We start from the raw sequence: 24,689 nt of genomic DNA on the forward strand, positions 1-24,689 counted from the left end.
ATATTTATGCATAACTAAGATTTTTTACGCTTCTATTCACTAAAGCTGTAACGCAAAAGCATTTGTTAATCAAGCTCATAAAAAGTTTAAATTGCGCTCATGTCAGGTCGATGATAAAATAATATAACCAATCTGTCTTGAATATTTATTAAGAATTCCCTCTGAAAATTTTTCCTGAAATCCGTCTACTTTATAATAGAAAGGTTGCGTACAATGAGACACACTGAACTGCCCGCCAAACAGGGCCTGTACGATCCCCAATTCGAAAAGGATGCCTGCGGGATGGGGTTTGTCGCCCATATCAAAGGCAAGCCGTCCCATGATATTGTAAGTAACGCTTTGACTATGCTCTTCAACATGGAGCATCGGGGAGGCCAGGGAGCAGAACCAAACTCAGGTGACGGAGCCGGCATTATGCTGCAGATTCCGCACCGCTTCTTTGCCGGAGAAGCCAGCAAGCTTGGCTTTGAACTGCCTGAGCCGGGGTATTATGGCGTGGGGATGATCTTTTTGTCTCACAACGAGGAGATCCGGGCCCGCCATGAAGCGCTTCTCAGCGGGATTATTGCTGAGGAAGGCCAGCAGGTGCTCGGCTACCGCGATGTACCTACCTTTGACGAGATGCTGGGCAAGACGGCCAAGGCGGCCAAGCCTTATGTGCGCCAGGTATTTATCGGACGCTCCGAAGGCATTAAGGATGATCTGGCGTTTGAACGGAAGCTGTATGTCATCCGCAAACGCGCCGAGCTCTCCATCCGCTACGGCGGGGCAGAAGAGAGTGAATCCTTCTATGTGCCTAGCATGTCCTGTCGAAAGATCGTATACAAAGGCATGCTGACTACTGCACAGGTAGGACAGTTCTATCTGGATCTGCAGGATGAGAAGCTGGAATCGGCGATTGCGCTCGTTCACTCCCGGTTCAGCACCAACACGTTCCCGAGCTGGGAACGCGCGCATCCTTACCGTTTCATGATTCACAACGGCGAAATTAATACTCTGCGCGGCAACGTGAACTGGATGCATGCGCGCCAGTCGCTGTTCAAGAGTGAAGTGTTCGGGGAAGACCTGGGCAAGATCAAGCCGGTAGTGAATCCTGACGGCTCCGATACGGCCATGTTCGACAATACATTCGAGTTCCTGTACCTCAGCGGACGCTCCCTGCCGCATGTGGCCATGATGATGGTCCCTGAGCCATGGAGCAACCATGACAGCATGGACGAGAAGAAGAAGGCATTCTATGAATACCACAGCACGCTGATGGAGCCGTGGGATGGACCGGCCGCAATGGGCTTCACCGATGGCGTTCAGATCGGTGCGATCCTTGACCGCAACGGCCTGCGCCCGGCGCGTTATTATGTAACCAAAGATGATCTGATTATTCTATCCTCGGAAGCAGGCGTGCTTGATATCCCTGCTGAGGACGTACTATACAAAGACCGTTTGAGACCAGGACGCATGCTGCTGGTGGACACGAAGGAAGGCCGGATCATTTCCGACGAAGAGGTCAAAGCCGCTATCGCTTCCGAGCAGCCATACCGCCAGTGGCTGGATGAGCACCTGATCGGCCTCGACGAGCTTCCTGATGCGCCGGAGCTGCCGAATCCGAAGCATGACAATGTGCAGCAGCTGCAGCAGTCCTTCGGATATACCTTTGAGGATCTGCGCAAGGTTCTGGAGCCTATGGCCTCCACCGGTGCTGAGGCTGTCGGCTCGATGGGCTATGATGCCCCGTTGGCCGTTCTGTCGGACCGGCCACAGCGTCTTTATAACTATTTTAAACAAATGTTCGCCCAGGTAACCAATCCGCCGATCGATGCGATTCGTGAAGAACTGGTTACTTCCACGGCTACAACCATCGGACCTGAGCGCAACCTGCTCAAGCCGGAACCGGAAAGCTGCCGGCAGATTTCACTGGATTCACCAATCCTGTCCAATGAGGACTTCGCGAAAATCCGCCATGTCCGCCGTGCAGGGTTCAAGTCGATGTCAATTCCGATTCTGTTCCCGGCTGAGCTTGGAGCGGAAGGGCTGCGCATCGCTCTGGAGCGGATGAATGAAGCTGCTGACCGCGTCATGGCCAAAGGACATAACATTCTGATTCTGTCCGACCGCGGCGTAGACCGTGAGAATGCTGCTATTCCCGCACTGCTGGCCGTTTCGAGCCTGCATCACCACCTGATCCGCTCGGGAACGCGCACCAAGGTCAGCATCCTGCTGGAGTCCGGTGAACCGCGTGAAGTACATCATTATGCGCTGCTGCTTGGCTATGGGGTAAGCGCGGTTAACCCGTATCTCGCTTTCGAGAGTCTCGACGACATGATTGGCCAAGGCCTGCTGCGCGGAATCTCGCATGAGAAGGCTGTGAAGAATTATATAAAAGCTGCGACAAAGAGTGTAGTAAAAATACTGTCCAAAATGGGCATCTCGACGATTCAATCCTACCGCGGTGCACAGATTTTTGAAGCTGTAGGCCTGAATGCGGAATTCGTGGACCGTTACTTCACCTGGACGCCTTCCCGCATTGGCGGCATCGGCCTGGAAGAAGTGGCAGCGGAGTCGCTTGCGCACCATTACCGGGCCTTCACAGACAAGGACGGCAATGACAAGGTGCTCGATTCCGGCGGTGAATACCAGTGGCGGAGCGACGGGGAAGAGCATCTGTTCAACCCGCAGACCATTCATCTGCTGCAGCACTCCGTGCGGAGCGGCGATTACGGGCTGTACAAGAAGTATGCTGCACTGGTGCAGGGCGAAAGCGAAAAGCATCAGACCCTGCGTTCCATGCTCCAGTTCAAGCCTGTAAATGCACCGGTTCCGCTGGATGAGGTTGAATCTGCAGAATCGATCATGAAACGGTTCAAAACCGGCGCTATGTCCTTCGGCTCGATCAGCAAGGAAGCGCATGAGACGCTGGCGATTGCTATGAACCGCATCGGGGGCAAGAGCAATACCGGTGAAGGCGGAGAAGATCCGGCCCGCTTTACTCCGGACAGCAATGGCGATTCCCGCCGCAGTGCGATCAAGCAGGTGGCATCGGGACGGTTCGGGGTGACCTCGAATTATCTGGTGAACGCCGACGAGATTCAGATCAAGATGGCGCAGGGCGCGAAGCCGGGTGAAGGCGGACAGCTTCCGGGCCGCAAGGTATATCCTTGGGTAGCCGAAGTGCGCGGCTCCACAGCGGGTGTAGGTCTGATCTCCCCGCCGCCGCATCACGATATCTACTCCATTGAGGATCTGGCTGAGCTGATCTACGATCTGAAGAATGCCAATCCCCGTGCGAACATTAATGTTAAGCTCGTGTCTGAGGTCGGTGTCGGAACGATTGCCGCCGGGGTAGCCAAAGGCCGTGCCGATATCATCCTGATCAGCGGCTACGATGGCGGTACCGGCGCATCGCCGATGAACTCCATCCGCCATGCCGGTCTGCCTTGGGAGCTGGGGCTGGCCGAAACCCATCAGACATTGATGCTGAACAATCTGCGCGACCGTGTTGTACTCGAAACAGACGGCAAGATGCTCAGCGGACGCGACCTCGCTGTTGCTGTGCTGCTGGGTGCTGAAGAATACGGATTTGCCACTGCGCCGCTTGTAGCGGTGGGCTGTATCATGATGCGGGTATGTCAAATGGACACCTGTCCGGTTGGCGTAGCCACACAGAATCCGGAGCTTCGCAAGAACTTCACCGGTGATCCGCAGCATGTCGTGAACTTCATGACCTTTGTGGCACAGGATCTCCGTGAGATTATGGCGGAGCTTGGTTTCCGCACCATCGAAGAAATGGTTGGCCGCACCGATTGCCTGGATGCCGTGAAAGCCTCCAGCCATTGGAAGAAGAAAGGCGTCGACCTGAGCAGCCTGCTGCACACCCCGGCTATGCCGGAAGGAAGCACGCGCTTCAACAGTAAGCGCCAGAATCACGGCCTCGAAGAAACACTGGATGTGTCGAAGCTGCTGGACCTGGCCGCACCGGCTCTGGAATCCGGCACTGGGGTTGAAGCTTCCCTGCCGATCACGAACGTCAACCGCGCGGTTGGTACGATCCTGGGCAGTGAGCTGACACGCAAATACGGTGCTGCTGGCCTCCCGGATGATACAATCCGTCTTCACTTCACCGGTTCGGCGGGACAGAGTCTGGGCGCATTTGTGCCGAAGGGAATCACCATCACCGTTGAAGGCGACTCCAATGACTATGTCGGCAAAGGGCTTTCCGGCGGGAAGCTGATCATTAAGCCATCCGCCCAGGCGACTTTTGCTGCTGAGGACAATATCATCATCGGGAACACGGCGCTGTACGGGGCTACCAGTGGTGAGGCTTATATCAGCGGCATTGCCGGAGAACGGTTCGCTGTCCGCAACTCCGGAGCAAACGTGGTGGTTGAAGGTGTAGGCGACCATGGCTGTGAATACATGACCGGCGGCCGTGTGGTTGTGCTTGGCGCGACCGGACGCAACTTTGCGGCAGGCATGTCGGGCGGTATCGCTTACGTATACGATCTGGACAATACGTTCATCAAGCGCTGCAACCTGGAAATGGTGCTTCTGGAGCGCGTAGAGGAGCCGGAGGAAATTGCCGAGCTTCAGGGTCTGATTACGCGGCATACCGCGCTTACCGGCAGCAATGCCGGACAACGCATCCTCGATGCATGGGATGAGGCCCTGCCGAAATTTGTCCGTGTTATTCCGAAGGATTACAAACGGATGATGGAGCAGATCCGCAAGGTGGAACAGACCGGCTTGACCGGCGAAGCCGCCCTGATGGCTGCGTTCGAAGCGAATATGCGCGAGCTTGCCCGTGTTGGCGGCTAACCGCCCTTATAATGCAAACAGCTATCTTGGCTGGCTGATCTAAAGGGACAACATCCCCTCCTTAACCGGAGGGACGTTGTCCCTTTTACTATTGCTGCACTTTTTTCCGGTTTTCAGGAAAAAGGGAAGTTGTGGTAGAATAAAAAAAGTGGACTGAAAATTTTTGGTACTTTAAAAGGTGTAAGTAATGGAGGGGAAGTTTGGAACTGAAGGAGCGATAGCGACCGCCTTTGTCTCCGGATGTTATCCGCTAACAGCGATATAATCAAAAACATCTGGAGACAACAGCGGCCGGAAGTCCAAACATTCCCCGCAGTTACGGCTAGCCACCGAATAGGAGCCTTAGATTTTTCAGGCACTTTTACAAGAAAGGAAGTGAGACCATGCCGAACACGGCAGAAGTGGTGAAGCCCGTCGCCAGTCTTATGGGTGTAACCAAAAAAATCGGCAGCAAGACGCTGGTCAGCGACTTGACGCTTGATATCCCGCCCGGACAAATCTTTGGATTCCTCGGGCCGAATGGTGCCGGCAAAACAACCACCATTCGCATGATGGTCGGACTGATCTCGATCAGCCGCGGGGATATCCTGATTTGCGGCCGCAGCATTAAAGATCATTTTGAAGAAGCTGTGGCGAATATAGGAGCGATCGTAGAGAATCCGGAGATGTACAAGTTCCTGACCGGATACCAGAATCTGCGCCAATACGCGCGTATGGTTCCCGGTGTGAATAAGAAGCGGATTCATGAGGTTGTAGAGCTGGTCGGGCTGGGACAGCGGATTCATGACAAGGTGAAAACCTATTCGCTGGGAATGCGCCAGCGGCTGGGGGTAGCCCAGGCGCTGCTGCACCGTCCGAAGCTCCTGATTCTGGATGAGCCGACGAACGGCCTTGATCCGCAGGGGATTCGCGAGCTGCGTGATTATTTGCGCCGATTGTGCCAGGAAGAGGGAACTACGGTGTTCGTCTCCAGCCATCTGTTGTCCGAGATGGAGCTGATGTGTGACTCGGTGGCGATCATCCAGAACGGCAAACTGATTGACGTGAAGCAGCTCAAAGCAGTAGGGGCTGAAATACTGCCTGACGGCGAGACGCTGTTTGAGGTTAGTGATCCTGAAGCGGCGCTGGCCCTGCTGGGGACCGGGGTGCTGAAGGATGGGGGCGTTGCCGTCGCAGCGGACCGCGAAGTCATCGCAGAGCTGAATGCGAAGCTGGTAACGGGCGGAATTAAGGTCTACGGTATTCGGGTGCTGTCCCGTTCACTGGAGGATCAATTCCTGGAAATCACCGGAGGTGAAGGCATTGGGTAATTTCGCGGCTCTCATACATAATGAGAACGTCAAAATCTACAGTCGTATACGCACATGGATTATGCTGATTATTCTGGCGGTGATGAGCGCGCTGTTTCCGGCATTGTTCTACTATACCAGCAGCGATCCCTCCACAACAGAACTGTGGAACAGCTTCCAGACGACCGTGAGTGTTTCTTTCTTCCTGAATACGATCTTTACTGTGGTGATCGCTTCCGACTCCGTGGCGGGCGAATTTTCCTGGGGAACGATTAAGCTGCTGCTGATCCGCCCTTGGAGCCGTTCCAAAATACTGCTGTCCAAATATATTTCCCTGATCCTGTTCAGCCTGCTGAGCACTGCTGTGCTGATCGTTTTCGGATATGTGTCGGCGATGATATTCTCGTCTTCGTCCGGACTTGGAGGAGCTTCCGTCTCGGATTGGAGTCCGGCAGAGTATACATTCCTGGGCATCCTGTGCAGCTATGCCGAGCTGTTTGTCACCGCTGCGCTGGCCTTCATGGTTTCCAGTGTGTTCCGTGCAAGCGGGCTGGCTATCGGATTGTCGCTGTTCATTATGTTCGCCAAGGATATTATCGCGGCAATCTTCAGCCCTGAGCGTTACGAGTGGGCCAAATACCTGATCTTCACCCACATGGATCTGCATGGCTATTTGCTGACAGACAAGGGTCCAGGCGGGTCCACGCTGGGATTCGCTCTCGTGGTGCTCGCTGTCTATTATCTGATATTCATGCTGGTGTCATGGATTGTATTCCGTAAAAGAGACGTTGCCGCGTAGCCCGGGCTGATTCCGCATCAGCCTGCTTCAAGGCGTTTTGTGCCAATATAACAATGGACATGCTCCTGCGGCTAAGCCGTTTCTGCTTGTTTGGAGCTGCGTTTGCCGGCTTTGTCCGCATGTTCTTTTTTCTGAAGTCCGCCTGCTTTTTCTGTGGCGGGCTCTTCGGCCATGGCAACGGAGCCGTTGAGCACACTGCCCTCCATGATGCTTAAGCTGCCGGCCAGAATATTGCCATGCAGCTGTCCGGTGTCTGTCATCATCAGCCGCTGGTCCGCAATCACATCCCCGTAGACCTTGCCTGCAATGATGATATCCTGTGCCCTGATACTGGAGCGGACGGTTCCCTGCTCACCGACGGTAACCGTTCCCTGGCAGTTGATTTCTCCGCTGAAGTTGCCCTCGATCCGTAAATTGGTGTCGCAGTTCAACTTCCCCTCCAAAGTTCCGCCGTGCCCGATTAAGGAGTCGGTGGACTTTACTGGCATTTGCAGTTTATTTTTCCCCCACATGCTCTCATCCTCCTTCAATTTATTCCAGTTCCCGGCTTATGGCTGTACATAACCCAAGGGATTGACCGGCTTGTTTTGTTTGACTACCTGAAAATGAAGATGCGGTCCTGTGCTGCGTCCGGTGTTGCCGAGCAGGGCGATCTTCTGGCCCTTGCTGACCTTGGTGCCCGGGGCAACAAGCATTGTGTTCAAATGCATGTACCAGGTCTCCAGTCCGTTGTCATGCTGGAGAATAATATATTTGCCGCGTGCGCCCATTTGCTCGGCGGCAGTGACAACACCATCCATTGCTGCATAAATAGGATCACCGATGCTGCCGGCAATATCAATTCCGGAATGATAGGCTGCTACTCCCTTAAAAGGGTCAGAACGGTAGCCGAAGCTGGAGGTAATAACCTTGGATTGTGTAGGCCAGAGGACGGCCGGTGCCAGCCGGGCTTTTTCGGCGCGTGCCTGTTTGGCCTGCAGGTCGGCTTTGGCGGTATTTGCCTTTTTAGCTTCTGTAATGGTTGAAGTGATACTGCTCATCATTTCATCCAGCATGCTGCGGATTTCCTCATAGTCATCCTTCGTCTCCCGTACCAGCGCCAGGGGATCATTCTGGTAGACCGCGATATATTCTCCGCCGACCTGCGGAGTGACCGCGCCGTCAAGCGCAGCCGGCATCGCTTCCAGCCGGAACTGCACGGCGGACAGCACGGGAGCGGCAGAGGCGGGAGAGACGGCAATAAGCGGACTGCCGGGTAAGCCTGTCAGACTGGATGGTGCCGCTGCAGCCGCAGAGGCTTCAGGCAGGTTGCCTGCGGAGGCGGAGGTCTTGGAGGCAGAGGTTTCTTTCTTGCTGCCGGAGGCTGCACTGCTGTCTTTGTCAATAAGCGACTGGAGCTGCTGCTCCAATTCGCTGACACTTTTCAGCTTCTCTTTGATCTGGTCTGCTTCCTCCGATAGCTCGGTTACCTGACTGCGGAGCTGCAGCAGGGCTTTATCCTTATCGGCAACCTTCATTTCCATCCGCAAATTGGTCAGGGACAGTGCCGCAGCTTCCGCTTCCAGCTCGGATATGGAGCGGGAGGCATGAAAATGCATGGAGGTGACCAGACTGGAGAGAGAAAGGGCCGCTGCGGCCGGCAGCACCAGAGCGAGCGGTTTGGATAGCTGAAGCTGTCTTACCGGACGCCCGGCTTCGCGGACAACGAGCAGCGTGATCCGGTTATGATCGGGCTGTTTCTTCATAGCTTCTCCTTCCTGCGGCTCGTGCAGCCGCCTTGTGTTCACTAAGGCCTTTTGTGACGCTGGCTTATCCGAATCGTCCTACTACTCTATGTATTCCATCTTTGTAGGGAACATGACAACGGTTTGCTTGAATAAAGAAGGAGATTTCAGGCAAAAGCTGTACTAGAATCGGCCTGAATTCACAGGCGGGAGCATGGATTTTCCAGAGGGGAAGCCGGAATGTAACGGGCGGTGGCCTACTATAAAAAATACCTGGAGGGTGAAGGATTGAAAATATTTGCGTTCATTCTATGTCTTTTTATTCTACAGCTTGCTGTCATCCTTCTGCTTGAATTCCGCCGCCCGCAAAGAGCTTTGGCCTGGTTGTTTATTGCCTTCTGCTGTCCGCCGGCCGGTCTGCTGTTCTATTATTTTTTTGGCCGGGATTACTGGCAGAGCCGCAAGCTGCACAAAAGATGCATTTCGTTGTTTCGGGAAATCCGCGCCCATCTGTCCGGTAAAATAAAGCTTGTAGCAGATGCGGCAGATAGCGGAAATCCGCATTTTGCAGATCACAAAGAACTGCTGCACCTGCTCTCCAGGCTGTCCGAGCTTCCGGTCACCGGCCGGAATAAGTGCCAAGTGCTGTTCGACGGGCGGGAAGCCTTTGAGGCAATGCTGGATGCCATGGAAGCGGCGCGGGATAACATCCATATGGAATTCTATATTTTCCGCGATGATGAGATCGGAGAACGGTTTCAGGACGTTATGATCCGCAAATCGCGCCAGGGGGTGAGGGTACGTCTGCTCTGTGATGGTCTCGGCAGTCATAAGCTGGGCCGGAGATTTATTCGCACGCTGAGAAATGCCGGAGTGGAGGTTCATTTCTTCCTGCCCCCGCTCATCTCCCTGCTGGACCGCCGGTTCAACTTCCGCAATCACCGGAAAATCATTGTGGTCGACGGGCGTGTAGGGTTCACCGGAGGCTTAAATATAGGGGATGATTATCTGGGAAAAGATCCGAAGCTGGGATATTGGCGGGATACCCATCTGCGTCTGGAGGGGGATGCGGTCTACAGTCTGCAGTATATTTTTCTGAAGGACTGGCGTCTGGCAACGGGTGAGGGGATGAACCATCCCCGGTTTTTTCCGGCGCATAAATGCACTGATCAAGAGGCTGTTCTGATGGTTGCCAGTGGACCGGACGGGGCGCTGGATGCCTCGCAGGAGATGTATTTTGCGTCAATTGTGGCGGCCAAGCAGCGGATATGGATTACCTCACCTTATTTTATTCCCGATCCTACGATCTGCCGGGCGTTAAAAAACGCAGTGCTGAGCGGTGTGGATGTGCGGATTATCATTCCGGCTATACCGGACAACAGGCTGGTGTATTATGCTTCTCTATCATACCTGGAAAATCTGCAGGACGCCGGAGTGAAATTTTACCGCTATCAGAAAGGGTTTATGCATGCCAAGGTGATGATTATCGATGATCTGCTGGGGACGGTGGGCAGTGCCAATCTGGATATGCGCAGCTTTTACTCCAATTTTGAGCTGACAGCAGTCCTGCTTAGACCGGAGGTGATTGCCGGGCTGGCAGCCAGTGTTGAACAGGATTTGCAGCACAGCGAATTTATTGAGCCGGTAATCTTCCGAAGAAGAGGAAATCATGTCAAGCTCATAGAAAGTCTTTGTCAGCTGTTATCGCCGCTTTTATGACAGATTAAGTGAGATAAACCTGTGTTTTCGAAGGTTCTAACATGTTCCATCCGTAAATGTCCCCTTTTTATGATATAATAAAGGTATAAGGCTTTAATTATACTTTTTATAGGGGGAGTTCTATGACTGTAAGCCAGAAAATATTCTCGAATGAGGAGCAGAAAAAGCCTCAGAAATCAGAAGCCTTTAAGCGGGCCAGGCTGATCCAACGGATCGTAATGATGGTGCTTGGAGCCGCGATGATGTCTGTAGCGCTGGAAATCTTCCTTGTTCCCAATCAACTGATTGACGGCGGAATTACCGGTATTTCCATTATGATATCCCATATTTTTCATATTCCCCTGGGGATTATATTGACGCTGCTTAACTTGCCGTTCCTTATCATCGGCTATAAGCAGATTGGTAAAACCTTTGCCTTATCCACTCTGTTTGCTGTAGTCCTGATGTCCATTGGCACTCAGCTGCTGCATCCTGTTGCCCCGCTGACCGGCGAACCGCTGCTGGCTGCAGTGTTTGGAGGCGTTATTCTGGGTGTGGGTGTGGGTCTTGTGGTGAGGTACGGAGGATCGCTGGATGGAACAGAAATTGTCGCGATTCTAGTTTCGAAGAAGCTCCCCTTCTCCGTAGGTGAAGTAGTCATGTTCTTCAACCTTTTTATTCTTTCCGGCGCAGGCTTTGTGTTCGGCTGGAATAATGCGATGTTCTCATTGATTGCGTACTATATTGCTTTTAAGGTGATTGATGTTACGCTTGAGGGTCTGGATCAATCGAAATCGGTATGGATTATCAGCGATAAATTCCGTGATATCGGGGAAGCGCTGACGGAGCGTCTCGGACGCGGTGTTACTTATCTGGATGGGGAAGGCGGTTTCTCCGGCGATAACAAGAAGGTTATATTTGTAGTCATTACCCGTTTGGAAGAAGCGAAGCTTAAATCCATCGTTGAGGATTGGGATTCCGACGCATTTATTGCCATCGGCAATATCCACGATGTGAAGGGCGGCCGTTTCAAGAAAAAAGCAATCCATTAGCAGCACCCGTAACAAGGGGAGCACTGACCGAAGGAAGGTATATTTACGAACATCAGAGTAACCATTTCGGCGTCTTTATCAAGCGTCGCCGTATTCTCATATATAATACCTTCTGTCCATACCATGGACGCCTGATAAGCCCGCAGCCTGGATAGGCATCTGCGGGCTTATTGCTTGTTCCGGGTCAAGGAAGTTTGGGGATCAGAGCCTCCACCGGCTGCGGCGGCACCTTGGCGATCAGATCGCCCATGATGCTCAGGCGTTCCTCAATGTTGAGCAGATGGAAATCGGCAGGCGAAACATTGTGCTGAACCTCTTCCCACAAAAGAGGAGTGGAGACGGTAGCCAGCGGCCGGGCACGGGGCGTGTACGGAGCGGCGAGCGTTTTGCCCCCGTAATGCTGAAGGTAATCAAAATAAATTTTGTCGCCCCGGTTCTTCTTCAACCGCTCCAGCGTGAACAGATCGGGACGTTTCTCAGTTACATACCTGCCGACAAAATGCCCGATCCGGCGCAGGCCATCGAAAGTGACTCCGGGCCGGATCGGAACGATAATCTGCACTCCGGTTGCACCGGAGGTTTTGGGGACTGAGGCAATCCCCAATGATTGCAGTACCTCCCCTACAACAGCCGCCGCTTCCATAATCCGCGGCTCGACCTCAAGGGACGGGTCCAGGTCAATCATCCATTCGCAGGGCAAAGTGCTGCCGACATAATGCAGTGAGGGATGAAACTCCAGCGCGGCTAAGTTCCCCAGCCAGAGCAGCTCGGGCAGTCCTTGCAGGACAATATAGGTAATGTTGTCGTGAGTTGCTGTCCGCACAAAATCCGGCAAAGGCTCCGGCGCATTTTTCTGATAAAAGGACATGCCGGGAACGCCGTGCGGATAGCGGATTACAGTCAGCAGCCGGTCACGGGAATAGCGCAGCAGATAAGGGGAGAGGGCGGCCAGCTTTTGCAGGTAAATCCGTTTGGTAATGCCCACTTCAGGCCATAACGGCTTGTCGGGATTGGTGATGATAATCTCTTGCCCATCGACGGTGATGGAGCCTTTGACGGCTGCCGGCATCAGGGGAACCACCTTTCTGTTCTGGATAGCTGCAGTTGAAGGTATTATCTGCATACCGGAGATATTCCATCCGCGCATAGGCTGCCAGGAAGCAGAAAAAAATTAGGGTACTTTGTCCCGATTCGCCATTCCCGATGCTTATAAGAGTAGGAGATGTGCGTAGAAGGGAGTGTTTTTTGATTTTGGACTGGATTGAACAGGCCGTTGCCCGCGTGCAGGCCGGAGAAGTGGAGCCTTACGCCCAAATTGTCGAGGCGTATCAGAAGCCGATTCACCGGTATTGCAGCCGCCTGCTGGGAAGCAGGTCCGAGGCAGAGGATGCCGTGCAGGATATCCTGGTCAAAGCCTATCTGAATATAGCAGCGTATCGCTCTGTTGCCAGCTTTTCCTCCTGGCTGTACAAGATTGCTTATCATCACTGCCTGGACCTTATCCGCAGGCGTAAAAGGCAGCAGCGGGTGCTGCAACTGTTTCAGCCTGCACCGCCGCCGGAAAGCCCCGAGCAGCAGATGGACCGGAATATATTTAGCGAACCGCTTGCTAAGGCGCTGTCCAGGCTGAGTACTGAAGAGAGAAATCTGCTGGTTTTGCGGATTTTTGAAGAGCAGAGCTTCCCGGAAATTGCGGGGATTTTGGATAAGAATATGGAAGCGGTCAAGAAAAAATACAGGCGGACCCTCATGAAATTGGCCAAAATGATGTCAGCTCATAAAGGAGGGAGCGAATGGAACGGCAAGGGATCTCTATTGAAGAAGAAAATGTGAAGAAGATGAGCGGAAATGAGGGTTATGATGATTTTGATGTGAAAGACCGGGTGATGTTGCGGATACGTGAAATCCATGCCAGGAATCTGTCAGAAGGTTCAGACACCGCAATTCACGGAAACTCCGTCAGTCCGCGGGTGGAGTCGGGACCGGACCAGGAGGCCGGGCAAGGAGTAGCTGTGATGCAGCAAACCCGGTCCAGGCACCAACGGAGGAAGAAGCCGCGTTCAAGGACTAAAATTGCAGCTTCGGGAATTACTGCGGCACTCATCCTTTTAGCAGCAGGATTCGGTATATACCAGCTGGCCGCCGATTATATCCTGCCGGAAACGCCCCGCGTTGCCGTGGAAATTATTGAATCTAAGGAAGGTGCGCCTCTAACGTTGAATAACAGCACTGGTAAACAGATTCTTCAAACGGCCCGGAGTGTACAGGGAACCCTTCCTGTGCCCAGCCCTTCATCCGCTGCGGTCAAATACAACGATCTGTTGGATGCCTATAAACAGCAGGCGGAGAGTGAACTTGGCCCTGGCGAGAAGGCGGTATTTTACATCAAGGATGCCGAATTTGAGAAGCTGGCCAATGGGCTTGGAGAGAGTACAAGACTGTTCACTGTGTTCCGTCCTCTGACGTATAGCGGCTATGACGATTTCAGCAAGGCATGGAGCGGGATTGCCCTTGCCGGAGCGCCGCTGCCTTCCAGCCTGCCTGGCGACTTTGGTTTTGCCAAGGCACAGATTATCGATGAGTCTTCCATAAATCCCGCAACTAAGGAATATCAGACTCTTTTGCAAGCGCTGAAGGCAGAAGCTGAAGCAGACAGCAGCGGAAAAAAGGTATTTGTCCGCAAGCTGGAGGGGGGCCAGGCCAATAATCTTGCCGTCACCATGGACTTACTCATAGATGGAGTCAAGCGGTCCCTTCAACTGAGGATAACTCCGCTTCTCCAGGGAAGTACCAACACAATAAATATTTTATCCGGACAGTCTGCTGAAAAATGGCTGATGGAGGGGAAAGAGGCACTCTTCATATCAGGTCTGTCATCCGGAGGAGACCGGGAAATCTGGTATACAGCCAACAGACTGATCTATTATAACGAAGCTGCCAATGCAACGTACATCTGGACCGATGCCGGAAATCCGCTGGACAAAAGTGAATGGCAGGCGCTGGCCTCCGGTTTTATCCAATAGAGGTTTGGTCAGAATCCTTACAACGTTAGATCCGGAACAATTATTTGATGGGGTGTCCCTTTTTTGTCATGAAGGGCGTTACAGATATGTAGCTACACAATACAGCATGAGGTTGCCGGAACCGTTGCGAAGGAGAGAATAAGCGATGAAAATGAATGTTAAAACAGCCATTGCAGCAATGAGCGTTGTGCTGTTGATGGGAGCCGCCGACGGTGCAGCAGGGGCTGCTTCGTCATCCTCGCAGAAGAGGAGCAAGAGCACGGCACCTGTAGTGCAGATTGTCAAAACCGATCCATCCATTCAGCAGCTGCTTGACAAGGAATATGCGGTCAAACTCCAAACCGGAGAAATACGGGTGGGGTACATTAATCACGCCAAGTCCAATCCGGACGATACGCTTGATTTCAGCTACATGCCGTACAGGTTCGCGGATATCAGCGAGGCTGCCCAAAAGCAGCTGGCTTTGACAGGAAAAACACTGGAGGAACCGGGGGATTTACCGGAAGGCTTTGTGTTCCAGGAGGCCTTACTTGAGCCTTATATCCCGTTCTTCCTTGGTCCTGATTATAAGAAGCTCAAAAATCAGCTTAAAGCGGAGGCAGTAGCTTCCGGTAAAAAAGTGATCTTTAAGAAGTACAAGTGGACGAGTGGTTCGGCAATGTTGACCTATACAAAGGGCGCGGAAAGAATCCGTTTTCACTACGGCCCTGCGGCCGTCCTTCCGGAAGGGGCAACCTATGCTATACTGCCAGGCGATGAGCCTGAGGATTTAATCATCAACGGGCGCGAGGCTGTCTATACGAAATTTGGTCCTCATCATGGCGATTTTAAGGCGGAGTTGACCTGGAGCAGCGGGGATGGAAGCAAGGACTACAAAATTACGGTGAACAAAAACAGCAGCCTTGCCAAAGAAGATCTCGAAGCCATTGCCGCCACTCTCATTGCCCCGTAAAATAAACAGACAAAAGCGTTCTTCCACCAATCGGGAGAACGCTTTTAGTTGACGACGGAGGCATCCCGCTGGCTCAGCAGGCAATGCTGCGGAGCCAGTTCGACTCTCGCTTGGATACTCGGATGGCGCAGCGTGCCTGAAGCATTCCATTCCAGATAATGAACCTTGAAGACAAGCTGTGGCTTGATCCAGAATGCGCCCTTGCTCCGCTCCGGCAGTTCGGCAAACGGCATAGTCTCCGAAGCCAGAGTGTGCGCCTGCTCGGTCAGGTCACGCCAGTCCTGCACGGTCATCCGGCCAGCCCCGGCATGGCCGATATAATGCAGCTTGCCCTCGTTATCGTAGAGGCCGAGCAGCACGGCATTGACTGTTCCGTCCCGGAAGGTGACGCCGCCTGCCACAGCCGTTACGTCGAAGATGATCTTCCGCTTTAGCCAGCGCTTGTCCTTGCCTCCAAGCGCATAGGTACTGCCGCTGTCCTTGCAGACAATGCCCTCAAGCCCCTGGCGCACCGCAGCGGCATACAACTCCGCCGGGTCGGCATAGCTGGGCACCGCCTGCACATGCGGATGCGGGAGCAGCATTTCGCCTAACATCTGCTGCCGTCTGGACAGCGGCTGATCCAGAAGCCATGTGCCATTACAGTATAGAATGTCAAATACCATATACAGCACGGGAACCTGCGGACTCACGGCTTTGATCGCCGCAGCATTCTTCAAGCTGTCCCGGCGCATCACCTCATGGAAGGAGGGTTTGCCGCCGCTGAGCGCAATCACTTCTCCGTCCAAAATGACCGAGCCGGCCCGGCAGTAGGCTCTGGGGTCGGCGATTTCGGGATACTGCAGGGTGCGCCGGTTGCCGCGGCGGTTAATCAGCTCCGCTTCGCTCCCGTCACAGTAAGAGAGCATGCGCACGCCATCCCATTTAATCTGGGCAATCCACTGACCGCCCTCCGGCAGCTGCGATGCCAGCACAGGCTCGAAGGGAACAACGGGCTGCAGCTTCATAAATTAAGCCCCCGGCTCTTTACTCTTGGCTGTCCGCCGTTTCGGCTTGGGCGCAATGACCGGAATCGGTCCGGTAGCCTCGCTAACGACTGCTGGGCCGTCAGCAGTTTTGGCCGGTTTGGCTGCGGCTGTTTTTTTCCTGGACGCCGCGCCTTTGGTTTTGGCGGAAGCCGCAGATGGGCCGGGATCAGCAGGGATATGCTGGACGGCTTCAATACTGGCTTGAAGCGCAGCCATCAAGTCAATTACATTGCTCTCCTGGCGGGCAGGAGCGATATGGAATTCCTCACCGGCAATTTTGTGAGTGATCAGATCAAGCATGCGCTGGCGGTAGTCATCGGTGTATTTGCCCGGCTCAAACGGGGTGGACAACTGGGAGATCAGCAGCTTAGCCATATCCAGCTCCTTGTCGTTAACGATGCCGGGCTCGGGCAGGCCTGGAACCTGGGACACAGGCCGCACCTCATCCGGGTAAAAGATGGTTTCAATGGCGAGGCAGTCAGCCAGCACGCGAATGGCGGCGAGACTGCTTTTGGAACGGATGGAGATTTTGGCGATGCCGATCTTGCCGGTCTGGCGCATTGCTTCCATCAACAGGCGGTAAGCATTGGCCCCGGCCTGATCGGGGGAAAGGTAATACGTTTTTTGGAAATAAATCGGATCGATCTCCGTCAGGTCCACGAAATCCAGAATCGCAATGTTCTTGGTGCTCTGCTCCGTCAGCTGTTCCAGTTCTTCTTTCTCAAACAGGACAAACTTCCCCTTATCATATTCGTAGCCCTTGCCGATTTCCTCCCACGCCACTTCCTTGTCGCAGACAGGGCATTTCCGCACATACGACAGCGGGCTGCCGCATTCTTTGTGGATGTAACGCAGCGAGATGTCTTTGTCCTCGGTAGCGGAGAACATTTTGACCGGAACATGGACCAGCCCGAAGCTGATGGCCCCTTTCCAAACGGTATGCATGATGATCGCCTCCTGATCCAAAGTTCTTTCCGCTTAGTATGGGATGACGGGGCTGTTTCTACCCTGATGCATTTTTTGCGCAGGTTGGGAAAAAATAAGCCCGGGCGTTAAGAGGAAACTGCGAATTCCCGGCAGCACTGAAACGAAGCGGAGGAGCGATATTGGAAAAGGGATGGTATGACTGGAGCGACGCCTTATCGGAACAGGATATTCCGGCTGAGGTTGTGGATTGGGCAAGCATTGTAGAGCCCGGGGAAGAAGAAGCGCTGACCGAGGATTCCGGGCGGCTGGACGCCGAAGCGACGATTGGCGAACCGCCTGCTATCGAAGAGTAAGGCTGCTGCTTCAGAGTGAGCTTTGTATGAAGAAAGGAGACCAAATCATGGATGTACAACGGGCAAAAGCGATTTATGCCTCCAAGGATATGATTTCTGTACATCTGGACGGAGAACCTGTCTGGATAGAGCATGTAGATGCGGAAAATGGAATGGCTACAGTGCAGGTAGGTTCACGTCCGACGAATACACATACGGTGGGTGTGGAGCGTCTGGAAGAACAGGAGAGCTGAGACCGGAACCCATTCAGACCCTAAAAGCCGATTGAGGGGGATAACCCGTTCAATCGGTTTTTTGCTTTTTCCAACTGGCACTGGAGAAAGAAATTGGTAAGCGGCTGCCAGAGACCATTGCTATCGGGTGAGTGTTTATAGATTGAACTAGAAGTCTGTTGTCTTCATGTGGGGTAACCACAGTGGATTTTTTTGTTTGACTGCACTTCGTGCAATAGAATTCTTATTATTCTGCGTTGAATCGCATTCTGCTGTATTTTATGCAATAGATTTTCTTATATCGAGCCCAAAACAGCTTTTTCAAGGGATTATAATGTACAGAGTGCAATAGATGGAGCTTTTTGACTGATTTTGGGTTATTCTGCTGCAGAGAATGCAATAGAATGGAATTCTGACCTGATTAGAAGAAAGAGATTCACATCGGACTCGTATCGGTAAGCGATATTACTCCTTTCGAAGCGACATACAGGAATCTCGAGCGCAATTCTAAACTGTAATCCAAAACGGCTGCCTTATTCAGTCAAGGTTCGGCCTAGCCGTTTTGTGCAAATATAGAATTTATATGCTGTCCCTGTTCTTGCAGCCGAAGGCAGCAAATGAAGGACGTTGTTGCGGTAGAAGTATCATACCGATATAATTGAAATTATTGTGATGATATGTCCGCTCCTGGTGCAGGGGCGTGGATTGAAATAAAAAGGTGGTAGTTGCAGCTTGAACAACATCGCTGAAACGGTGTTCACTTACCGTTCATATAGCCTGGAGGATACACAGCAGCTGGCGGCTGAACTGGCCGCCTCAGCAGAACCGGGCATGGTTATCGGGCTGGACGGAGATCTGGGCGCTGGAAAAACAGCGTTCTCGCAGAGCTTTGCCCGTCATTTGGGTGTACAAGGGATCGTCAGCAGCCCGACATTTACGATTATCAAGGAGTATGAAGGGCGTCTGCCGCTCTATCATATGGATGTATACCGCATCTCGCTCCAGGAAGCGGACGAGCTGGGGCTGGATGAATATTTCTATGGGCAGGGCGTCTGCCTGGTAGAGTGGAGCCGTATTATTGCGGATTTGATGCCGCCGCGGCTTCTCCATATCGCTATAGAAACATGCGGGCCGGAGGAACGGCTGATTACAGTGACCGGAAGCGGGGAGCCTTACGGCGGGGTGTGCCGGGCTCTGAACCAGAAGTGGGGTAATGAAAGATGATGAAGCTAAATGTTGAGCCGCGCAAGCGGTTTTTGGCGCTGGATACATCCACAGCTATCCTTGGGGTAGCGATCACGGAAAATGGCAGGCTGCTGCATGAAACGAATGCCTCAGGGGAGCGGAACCATTCCGTGCACCTGCTGCCGATTATTGAGCAGGCGCTGCAGGCTACCGGCACAACCCCCGCCATGATCGGCGGAATTGCAGTTGGGCTGGGACCGGGTTCGTATACCGGAACGCGCATCGCCGTAACTGCTGCCAAGACGCTGGCGTGGGCCTGGAAGGTGCCGGTAGCCGGCATCTCCACCCTGCAGGCGCTGGCCTGGGGCGGTTTGGCTGCTGCGCTGAAGCAGCAGGTGGAACCATCCGGCGCGGGGGAACCGGCGGAACAGGAACCGGCCGGGACTGGCCCGGACTGGATTATTCCGCTGCTGGATGCGCGCCGGGGGCAGGCCTACACCGCACTGTTCGCTGCGGACGGGGAGCATGCGCCCCGGAGACTGGAGCCGGATGCTATCCGGCTTATGGCCGACTGGGTGCTGGACCTGACGGATAGACTGAAGCAGGCGGAGGCAGAAGGCAGGAAGCCGCGCGCCATCTGGTTCGTCGGCGAAACGCTGCTGCTTGGCAGCGGCGAATCAACCGGGCTGCTGCGGGAAACAGGGAATGTTCTCGTTGTGCCCTATGAGCTGGAAGGACGCTGGGCGGGGTATTTAGGGGAAGAGCGCCTGCAAGCGGGAAACGATGATCTGCATAGTCTAATCCCGAATTATACTCAGCTGTCCGAAGCGGAAGCCAATCTGCGCCGGAGCGGTGAAGGGGGCCTGAATCAATAATGATGGAATCGGAGCCGGTAAGGGATCAGAGCACGGAGCTGGTGTTCCGCCTGATGAAGCTTGTAGATATTCCTGATATTCTGATTATTGAGCGGGAAGCCTTCACGATGCCTTGGACGGAGGAGGCCTTCCGCAACGAGCTGACCCACAATCATTTTGCCAAATATATGGTCATGGAGCTGCACGGGCGTATTATTGGCTATGCGGGGATGTGGGCCATTGTTGATGAAGCCCATGTCACGAATATAGCGTTGCTTGAGGCGTACCGGGGACGCAAATGGGGCGAGAGACTGCTGGACGAGCTAATGAAGACGGCTGCTTTTTTGGGCATGAAGTCCATCACACTGGAGGTCCGGGTCTCGAATGAGGTCGCCCAGAATTTGTACCGCAAAAAAGGCTTCCGTCCGGCAGGCACCCGCAAAGGCTATTACTCGGATAATCGCGAGGATGCGCTGATTATGTGGGCGGATCTGCCGGAATACGGGGAGCAAGGCATGATGGAAGGAAGCGTGGATCTGAAATGAAGACCGAAACGGGTGAAGTTCAGCCTGTACTAATATTGGCAATCGAAACCAGCTGTGATGAAACTTCCGTAGCGGTGGTGAAGGACGGCTGTGAGGTGCTTTCGAACATGATCTCCAGCCAGATCGAAACCCATCGCGCGTTCGGCGGTGTTGTGCCTGAAGTGGCATCCCGCAAGCATGTAGAAGTGATTACACTGGTGATAGAGGGGGCGCTGAAAGCGGCAGGCGTTCAGCCTGAACAGCTGACGGCCGTTGCGGTTACGCAGGGGCCCGGGCTCGTCGGAGCGCTGCTGGTCGGTGTTGTAGCTGCCAAAAGCCTGGCGCTTGCCTGGGGCAAGCCCCTGATTGGCACGCATCATATTGCCGGTCATATTTATGCCAACCGGCTGGTTAAGGAGCTGCAGTATCCCAACATGACGCTGGTTGTATCCGGCGGGCATACAGAGCTGGTCAGCATGGAACGGGAGGGCAAGTTCCGGATTATCGGCCGAACCCGCGATGACGCTGTGGGCGAAGCCTATGACAAGGTAGCGCGGGCGCTCGGGTTCCCTTATCCGGGCGGCCCCCATGTGGACCGGCTGGCCCGCGAGGCGGAGGAAGCGGTGGCGCTTCCCCGCGTCTGGCTGGAGCCGGATTCCTATGATTTCAGCTTCAGCGGCCTGAAGTCGGCCGTGCTCAATGTGGTCAACCAGAGCAAGATGAAGGGCCTTGCGCCGGATGTGGCCGGAATAGCCCGCGGCTTCCAGGAGTCGGTTGTCGAGGTGCTGGTGGAGAAGGCGGTTCGTGCTGTAAAAGCCACCCAAGCCAAGCAGCTTCTGCTCAGCGGAGGCGTAGCCGCCAACAAGGGCCTGCGCGAGGCGCTGACCGCCCGCTGCGAGGCGGAGGGCATTGAGCTGATCATTCCGCCTCCGGTATTCTGCACCGACAATGCGGCCATGATCGGTGCGGCCGCTTACGTGAAATGGCGCCATGACGGCAGCACACCGCTGGATATGGTCGCTGATCCGGGGTTCTCGCTGGAAAATTGGTCAGTGGAAACCTATTGACAGCTTTTGGTGATGGCGGGTATAATCAGTTCAATCATTATTAATAATTTGAACAAACGCGATGAATGGAAGCAGTAAGGAATCTCCGGGATAAGAGAACTGCGGGTGGGTGCGACGCAGCCGAAGGAGACCTGAACTCGTCCGGGAGCGGAACGGTGGAAGCAGGAGGTTCCTTCAAGGAACGCCAACCGGGGCGAAATTGCCCCCGACCTTTCGTACACCGTTACGGTTGACCTCCGTAAGAGGGTAGTCCTGCATAGTGACGGAACAAGCGGTTGCTTCCCGTTTCCTTGCAAGGCTGTAGAGTGGATATCTTAGAACGGCTAAAGCGCTGGCTGAACCGGGATATCAACAAGAGTGGTACCGCGAAGGTGAACAGCCTGTCGTCTCTTGAATGAGACGGCAGGCTTTTTTGCGTGAATTGACAGGGCCATTGAAGAAATTAACGGATATGATAGAGAACACGCGATGAACGGGAGCAGTAGATGATGAAGGTGAGCAGAGAGCTGCGGGGTGGTGCGACGCAGTCACCGGAGGCATTGAATCTCGCCCGGGAGCGGAGCGGCGGAACAGCAGGATGTATGCCGCTACGGATGTCCCCGTTACCGGACCTTCATGGAGTGCTGCCGGGCATTAGCGCCCGGCAAGCGTTCCGTGGGGAAGAGCAGGACGCAGCTTGAAGCTTTGCTGGCATAGAAGGCTGTGCGTCAAAAAGAGTGGTACCGCGGAGGGGGAACCCGCCGTCTCTTTATTTAGAGATGGCGGGTTTTTGCGTTGTTCAGGTGATGGCCGGATAAGGCGGCCTCATTCTGGAAAAGCGTTGGAGAGTGAAGGCCGTCTGCCAAGCTAGGCAGACAGCCTGCTCTCCGCTTGCTGCCGGCAGCAGTGGGTGGGAATCAGCAGAGCCGCAAGTCGACGTGCGGTTCTTGTGCAAAGCGGAAACGAAGGCCAGGGACATAGGAGGATTGCAGCTTAAGTACACCATAATGCGGCTTATGCTTGAAGGAGCGGTTTTTGCCCGGAGCTGGGTCTGAGAAGCAATGCCACAAAACTTTCAGGAGGGTTTTCCATGATTATTCCGGTAAAGAAACGAATTCAGATTTTCGATACGACGCTGCGTGACGGCGAGCAGGCTCCCGGGGCCAGTCTTACTCCGGAACAAAAGATCATTCTGGCTTATAAGCTGGCCGAACTGGGCGTGGATGTGCTGGAGCCGGGGTTCCCGGTATCGAGCCCCGGGGATTTTGCTGCCGTGGAGACGATCTCCCGGAAGGTGCAGGGCGTGGAAATCTGCGGCTTTGCCCGTGCAGTCAGAGGGGATATTGATGCTGCGGTGCGGGCGACCCGGGATGCGGAGCGGCGGCGGCTTCATCTGTTCATTTCCTCCTCGGACATTCACCTGCGCCATCAGCTGCGCATGAGCCGGGCCGAGGTTGTAGCCGCCGCCCGGGAGATGACGGCGTATGCGCGCCAATTCTGCGAGGTGGTGGAGTTCACCGCCATGGATGCCGCACGGACGGGCATCGATGACCTGATCGAAATGGTGGAGGCCGTCATTGAGGAAGGCGCGACGATTATCAATCTGCCCGACACGGTGGGCTATGCGCTGCCGCAGGAATATGGCGAGATGTTCCGCCGGGTCCGGCAGGGGGCCAGAGGCGGCGATACCGTGAGCTATAGCGCTCACTGCCACAACGACCTGGGGCTTGCCGTGGCCAACAGTCTGGCTGCGATTGAAGGAGGGGCTACCCAGATTGAGGTGACAGTCAACGGCGTGGGGGAGCGCACCGGAAACTGTGCGCTGGAAGAGCTGGTCATGGCGCTGGAGACACGGGGGGATGCGCTTGGCGCGGAAACCGGCATAGTGCTGGATAAGCTGTACGACACTTCGCGGATCATCAGCGGGGCCATGCATTTTCCGATTGCCTACAACAAACCGGTCGTCGGCAGAAATGCCTTCCAGCATGAATCGGGAATTCACCAGGACGGGCTGCTGAAGGACCGCAGCACCTATGAAATTATGGACCCCGAGCGGCTGGGCATTCCGCGCAGCATGATTATTCTGGGCAAGCATTCCGGCCGCCATGCCCTGAAGGACCGGGCGGCGAAGTATGGCATTGCGCTCAGCCCCGGGGAGCTGGATGCATTGTATGAATCCTTCAAGGAGACGGCTGACCGCCAGAAGGCAGTCAGCGACGATGAACTGCTGCGGATGGTCAGCACCACTACCGGTCAGGAAGCCAAGGTCTATGAGCTGGGCGAGGTCCAGGTACTGGCCGGCAGCGCACAGCGCCGGGTGGCCGCTGTTACGGTCCGCCACTTAAAAAGCGGCGAGGAAACTTCGCACACCAGCACCGGCAACGGGCCGCTGGAAGCGATCATAGCGGCGATCGGGCAAGGGATTGCCGAGGAGATTGCTTTTACGGGGCTGGAGCTGCATTCGCTGGGCAGCGGTGAGAACGCCCAGGCCGAGGCGGCGGTAATGGTGGAGTGGGAAGGAAATAAATTCAGGGGGACGGCTATCCATCAGGATATTGTAATGGCAGCGGGCATTGCTTATATCGCGGCCTGCAACTCGGCCCTGCTCTCCGCTGCTTCAGCTTCTCAGCCGTCATCGGCTGTATAGTGCGCGAAGTGTAAATTTGCAAGGCGCTCAGGAACATCCGATGGCCTGTTTTCTCCACATATTATGTGGGGGAACAGGCCATTTTTTATTGTATAGAAAATTATTCAATTTCAAGAAATGCGGAGATCCTGGAAGCCTCAGAGGATATAAGCAATGCAGGGGGGCTCCATCAGCCCATCAGCGGACTGAAGTGGACAGAGGGGACCCTATTTTGCCAAAAATCTTACTTTTTCAGTAGTTATGGACTCAGGAGTCGTTAAATCGTTCGATTGAGCCTGGAATCTTCTTTCAATAACGGCTTTCCAGTCCGCAACGGCTGCGGATCGATCGTGAAGGGAGCTCATCGTATCCGCAGAAGGACCCACACCATAATCATACGGCCTACAATTTGGGAGCGGTGGGGAATCCCTGCGGCCGTAAGTCCCGTGTTGTTATTTACCCGATAAAAAAGCAGAAGCGCCTTTTGTCAAGCTGTGGACAACGTTATCCACATATTCTGCCCGAATTGTGTAAAAACCGTGTAAAATCAGCAATAACGGCATTTTTTCAAAACCCGAAAAGGGCTGT

20 protein-coding genes and 1 other annotated feature are annotated in these 24,689 nt (G+C 54.2%); of the genes, 15 read left to right on the forward strand and 5 right to left on the reverse strand.

All coding sequences use genetic code 11. The features are described 5' to 3' along the window. The first annotated feature begins 213 nt into the window (after window positions 1-213). The 3 genes from gltB to PRIO_RS06065 all read left to right on the forward strand — a co-directional run bounded on the left by gltB (window position 214) and on the right by PRIO_RS06065 (window position 6,897). Complete coding sequence (gene gltB / locus PRIO_RS06055; protein ID WP_039789154.1) at window positions 214-4,809, forward strand: glutamate synthase large subunit; 4,596 nt, start codon at window positions 214-216, stop codon at window positions 4,807-4,809. A 383-nt stretch (window positions 4,810-5,192) separates the two neighbouring features. After that, window positions 5,193-6,119 carry an ABC transporter ATP-binding protein gene (locus PRIO_RS06060; RefSeq protein ID WP_020429451.1) on the forward strand — a complete coding sequence of 309 codons (927 nt, stop codon included), beginning with the start codon at window positions 5,193-5,195 and terminating at the stop codon, window positions 6,117-6,119. Next, on the forward strand, window positions 6,112-6,897 hold the full coding sequence (locus tag PRIO_RS06065; RefSeq protein WP_046501448.1) for an ABC transporter permease: 786 nt from the start codon (window positions 6,112-6,114) through the stop codon (window positions 6,895-6,897). Before PRIO_RS06060 ends, PRIO_RS06065 begins: the two co-directional genes overlap by 8 nt. 71 nt (window positions 6,898-6,968) lie before the next feature. On the opposite strand, the gene PRIO_RS06070 is transcribed toward PRIO_RS06065, so the two are convergent. Together PRIO_RS06070 and PRIO_RS06075 are read right to left on the reverse strand one after the other, a co-directional pair. Continuing rightward, the gene (locus tag PRIO_RS06070; protein ID WP_231869824.1) at window positions 6,969-7,385 is read right to left on the reverse strand and encodes a bactofilin family protein; all 417 of its coding nucleotides are present in this window, start codon (window positions 7,383-7,385) and stop codon (window positions 6,969-6,971) included. A 60-nt stretch (window positions 7,386-7,445) separates the two neighbouring features. Next, window positions 7,446-8,642: a M23 family metallopeptidase gene (locus PRIO_RS06075; protein WP_020429447.1), complete on the reverse strand. Its 1,197-nt coding sequence runs from the start codon at window positions 8,640-8,642 to the stop codon at window positions 7,446-7,448. Window positions 8,643-8,873: 231 nt separating this feature from the next. Here PRIO_RS06075 and cls point away from each other — a divergent pair, with 231 nt between their 5' ends. Then, window positions 8,874-10,340 carry a cardiolipin synthase gene (gene cls / locus PRIO_RS06080; protein WP_407944483.1) on the forward strand — a complete coding sequence of 489 codons (1,467 nt, stop codon included), beginning with the start codon at window positions 8,874-8,876 and terminating at the stop codon, window positions 10,338-10,340. A gap of 122 nt (window positions 10,341-10,462) precedes the next feature. Continuing rightward, window positions 10,463-11,371 (forward strand): YitT family protein, encoded by a 909-nt coding sequence (locus tag PRIO_RS06085; RefSeq protein WP_020429445.1) that lies wholly within the window; start codon window positions 10,463-10,465, stop codon window positions 11,369-11,371. Between the two features lie 184 nt (window positions 11,372-11,555). On the opposite strand, the gene ligD is transcribed toward PRIO_RS06085, so the two are convergent. Beyond that, a complete protein-coding gene (gene ligD, locus PRIO_RS06090; protein ID WP_020429444.1) occupies window positions 11,556-12,440 on the reverse strand; it encodes a non-homologous end-joining DNA ligase in 885 nt (294 codons plus the stop codon). A gap of 182 nt (window positions 12,441-12,622) precedes the next feature. On the opposite strand from ligD, the gene PRIO_RS06095 reads away from it, so the two are divergent. The 3 genes from PRIO_RS06095 to PRIO_RS06105 all read left to right on the forward strand — a co-directional run bounded on the left by PRIO_RS06095 (window position 12,623) and on the right by PRIO_RS06105 (window position 15,346). Further along, the gene (locus PRIO_RS06095; protein WP_051010658.1) at window positions 12,623-13,204 is read left to right on the forward strand and encodes an RNA polymerase sigma factor; all 582 of its coding nucleotides are present in this window, start codon (window positions 12,623-12,625) and stop codon (window positions 13,202-13,204) included. Then, window positions 13,165-14,394 carry a hypothetical protein gene (locus tag PRIO_RS06100; RefSeq protein WP_020429441.1) on the forward strand — a complete coding sequence of 410 codons (1,230 nt, stop codon included), beginning with the start codon at window positions 13,165-13,167 and terminating at the stop codon, window positions 14,392-14,394. Before PRIO_RS06095 ends, PRIO_RS06100 begins: the two co-directional genes overlap by 40 nt. 145 nt (window positions 14,395-14,539) lie before the next feature. Then, on the forward strand, window positions 14,540-15,346 hold the full coding sequence (locus tag PRIO_RS06105; protein WP_020429440.1) for a hypothetical protein: 807 nt from the start codon (window positions 14,540-14,542) through the stop codon (window positions 15,344-15,346). 44 nt (window positions 15,347-15,390) lie between these two features. On the opposite strand, the gene PRIO_RS06110 is transcribed toward PRIO_RS06105, so the two are convergent. Both PRIO_RS06110 and ku read right to left on the reverse strand, forming a co-directional pair. Then, complete coding sequence (locus PRIO_RS06110) at window positions 15,391-16,353, reverse strand: ATP-dependent DNA ligase (protein ID WP_020429439.1); 963 nt, start codon at window positions 16,351-16,353, stop codon at window positions 15,391-15,393. A gap of 3 nt (window positions 16,354-16,356) precedes the next feature. Next, window positions 16,357-17,319, reverse strand: a complete 963-nt coding sequence (ku, locus tag PRIO_RS06115) for a non-homologous end joining protein Ku (protein WP_020429437.1) — start codon at window positions 17,317-17,319, stop codon at window positions 16,357-16,359. Between the two features lie 161 nt (window positions 17,320-17,480). Here ku and PRIO_RS35940 point away from each other — a divergent pair, with 161 nt between their 5' ends. The 7 genes from PRIO_RS35940 (at window position 17,481) to PRIO_RS06155 (ending at window position 24,122) form a co-directional block, all read left to right on the forward strand. Beyond that, window positions 17,481-17,654 (forward strand): hypothetical protein, encoded by a 174-nt coding sequence (locus tag PRIO_RS35940; protein WP_020429436.1) that lies wholly within the window; start codon window positions 17,481-17,483, stop codon window positions 17,652-17,654. A gap of 47 nt (window positions 17,655-17,701) precedes the next feature. Then, window positions 17,702-17,887 carry an H-type small acid-soluble spore protein gene (locus tag PRIO_RS06120; RefSeq protein ID WP_020429434.1) on the forward strand — a complete coding sequence of 62 codons (186 nt, stop codon included), beginning with the start codon at window positions 17,702-17,704 and terminating at the stop codon, window positions 17,885-17,887. A gap of 711 nt (window positions 17,888-18,598) precedes the next feature. Beyond that, complete coding sequence (gene tsaE / locus PRIO_RS06125; protein WP_020429433.1) at window positions 18,599-19,090, forward strand: tRNA (adenosine(37)-N6)-threonylcarbamoyltransferase complex ATPase subunit type 1 TsaE; 492 nt, start codon at window positions 18,599-18,601, stop codon at window positions 19,088-19,090. After that, window positions 19,087-19,926, forward strand: a complete 840-nt coding sequence (gene tsaB / locus PRIO_RS06130; RefSeq protein WP_020429432.1) for a tRNA (adenosine(37)-N6)-threonylcarbamoyltransferase complex dimerization subunit type 1 TsaB — start codon at window positions 19,087-19,089, stop codon at window positions 19,924-19,926. The genes tsaE and tsaB overlap by 4 nt, the downstream gene beginning before the upstream one ends. Further along, a complete protein-coding gene (gene rimI / locus PRIO_RS06135) occupies window positions 19,926-20,450 on the forward strand; it encodes a ribosomal protein S18-alanine N-acetyltransferase (RefSeq protein ID WP_020429430.1) in 525 nt (174 codons plus the stop codon). Before tsaB ends, rimI begins: the two co-directional genes overlap by 1 nt. Beyond that, window positions 20,447-21,496 (forward strand): tRNA (adenosine(37)-N6)-threonylcarbamoyltransferase complex transferase subunit TsaD, encoded by a 1,050-nt coding sequence (gene tsaD, locus PRIO_RS06140; RefSeq protein WP_020429429.1) that lies wholly within the window; start codon window positions 20,447-20,449, stop codon window positions 21,494-21,496. Before rimI ends, tsaD begins: the two co-directional genes overlap by 4 nt. A 459-nt stretch (window positions 21,497-21,955) precedes the next feature. Next, window positions 21,956-22,247: a binding site (T-box leader), on the forward strand. 318 nt (window positions 22,248-22,565) lie between these two features. Then, window positions 22,566-24,122, forward strand: coding sequence for a 2-isopropylmalate synthase (locus tag PRIO_RS06155; protein WP_020429425.1), 1,557 nt, complete (start codon window positions 22,566-22,568; stop codon window positions 24,120-24,122). Window positions 24,123-24,689 lie beyond the last annotated feature (567 nt).

Origin of the sequence: Paenibacillus riograndensis SBR5, from assembly GCF_000981585.1 — a bacterium.
GTDB lineage: Bacteria > Bacillota > Bacilli > Paenibacillales > Paenibacillaceae > Paenibacillus_AQ > Paenibacillus_AQ riograndensis.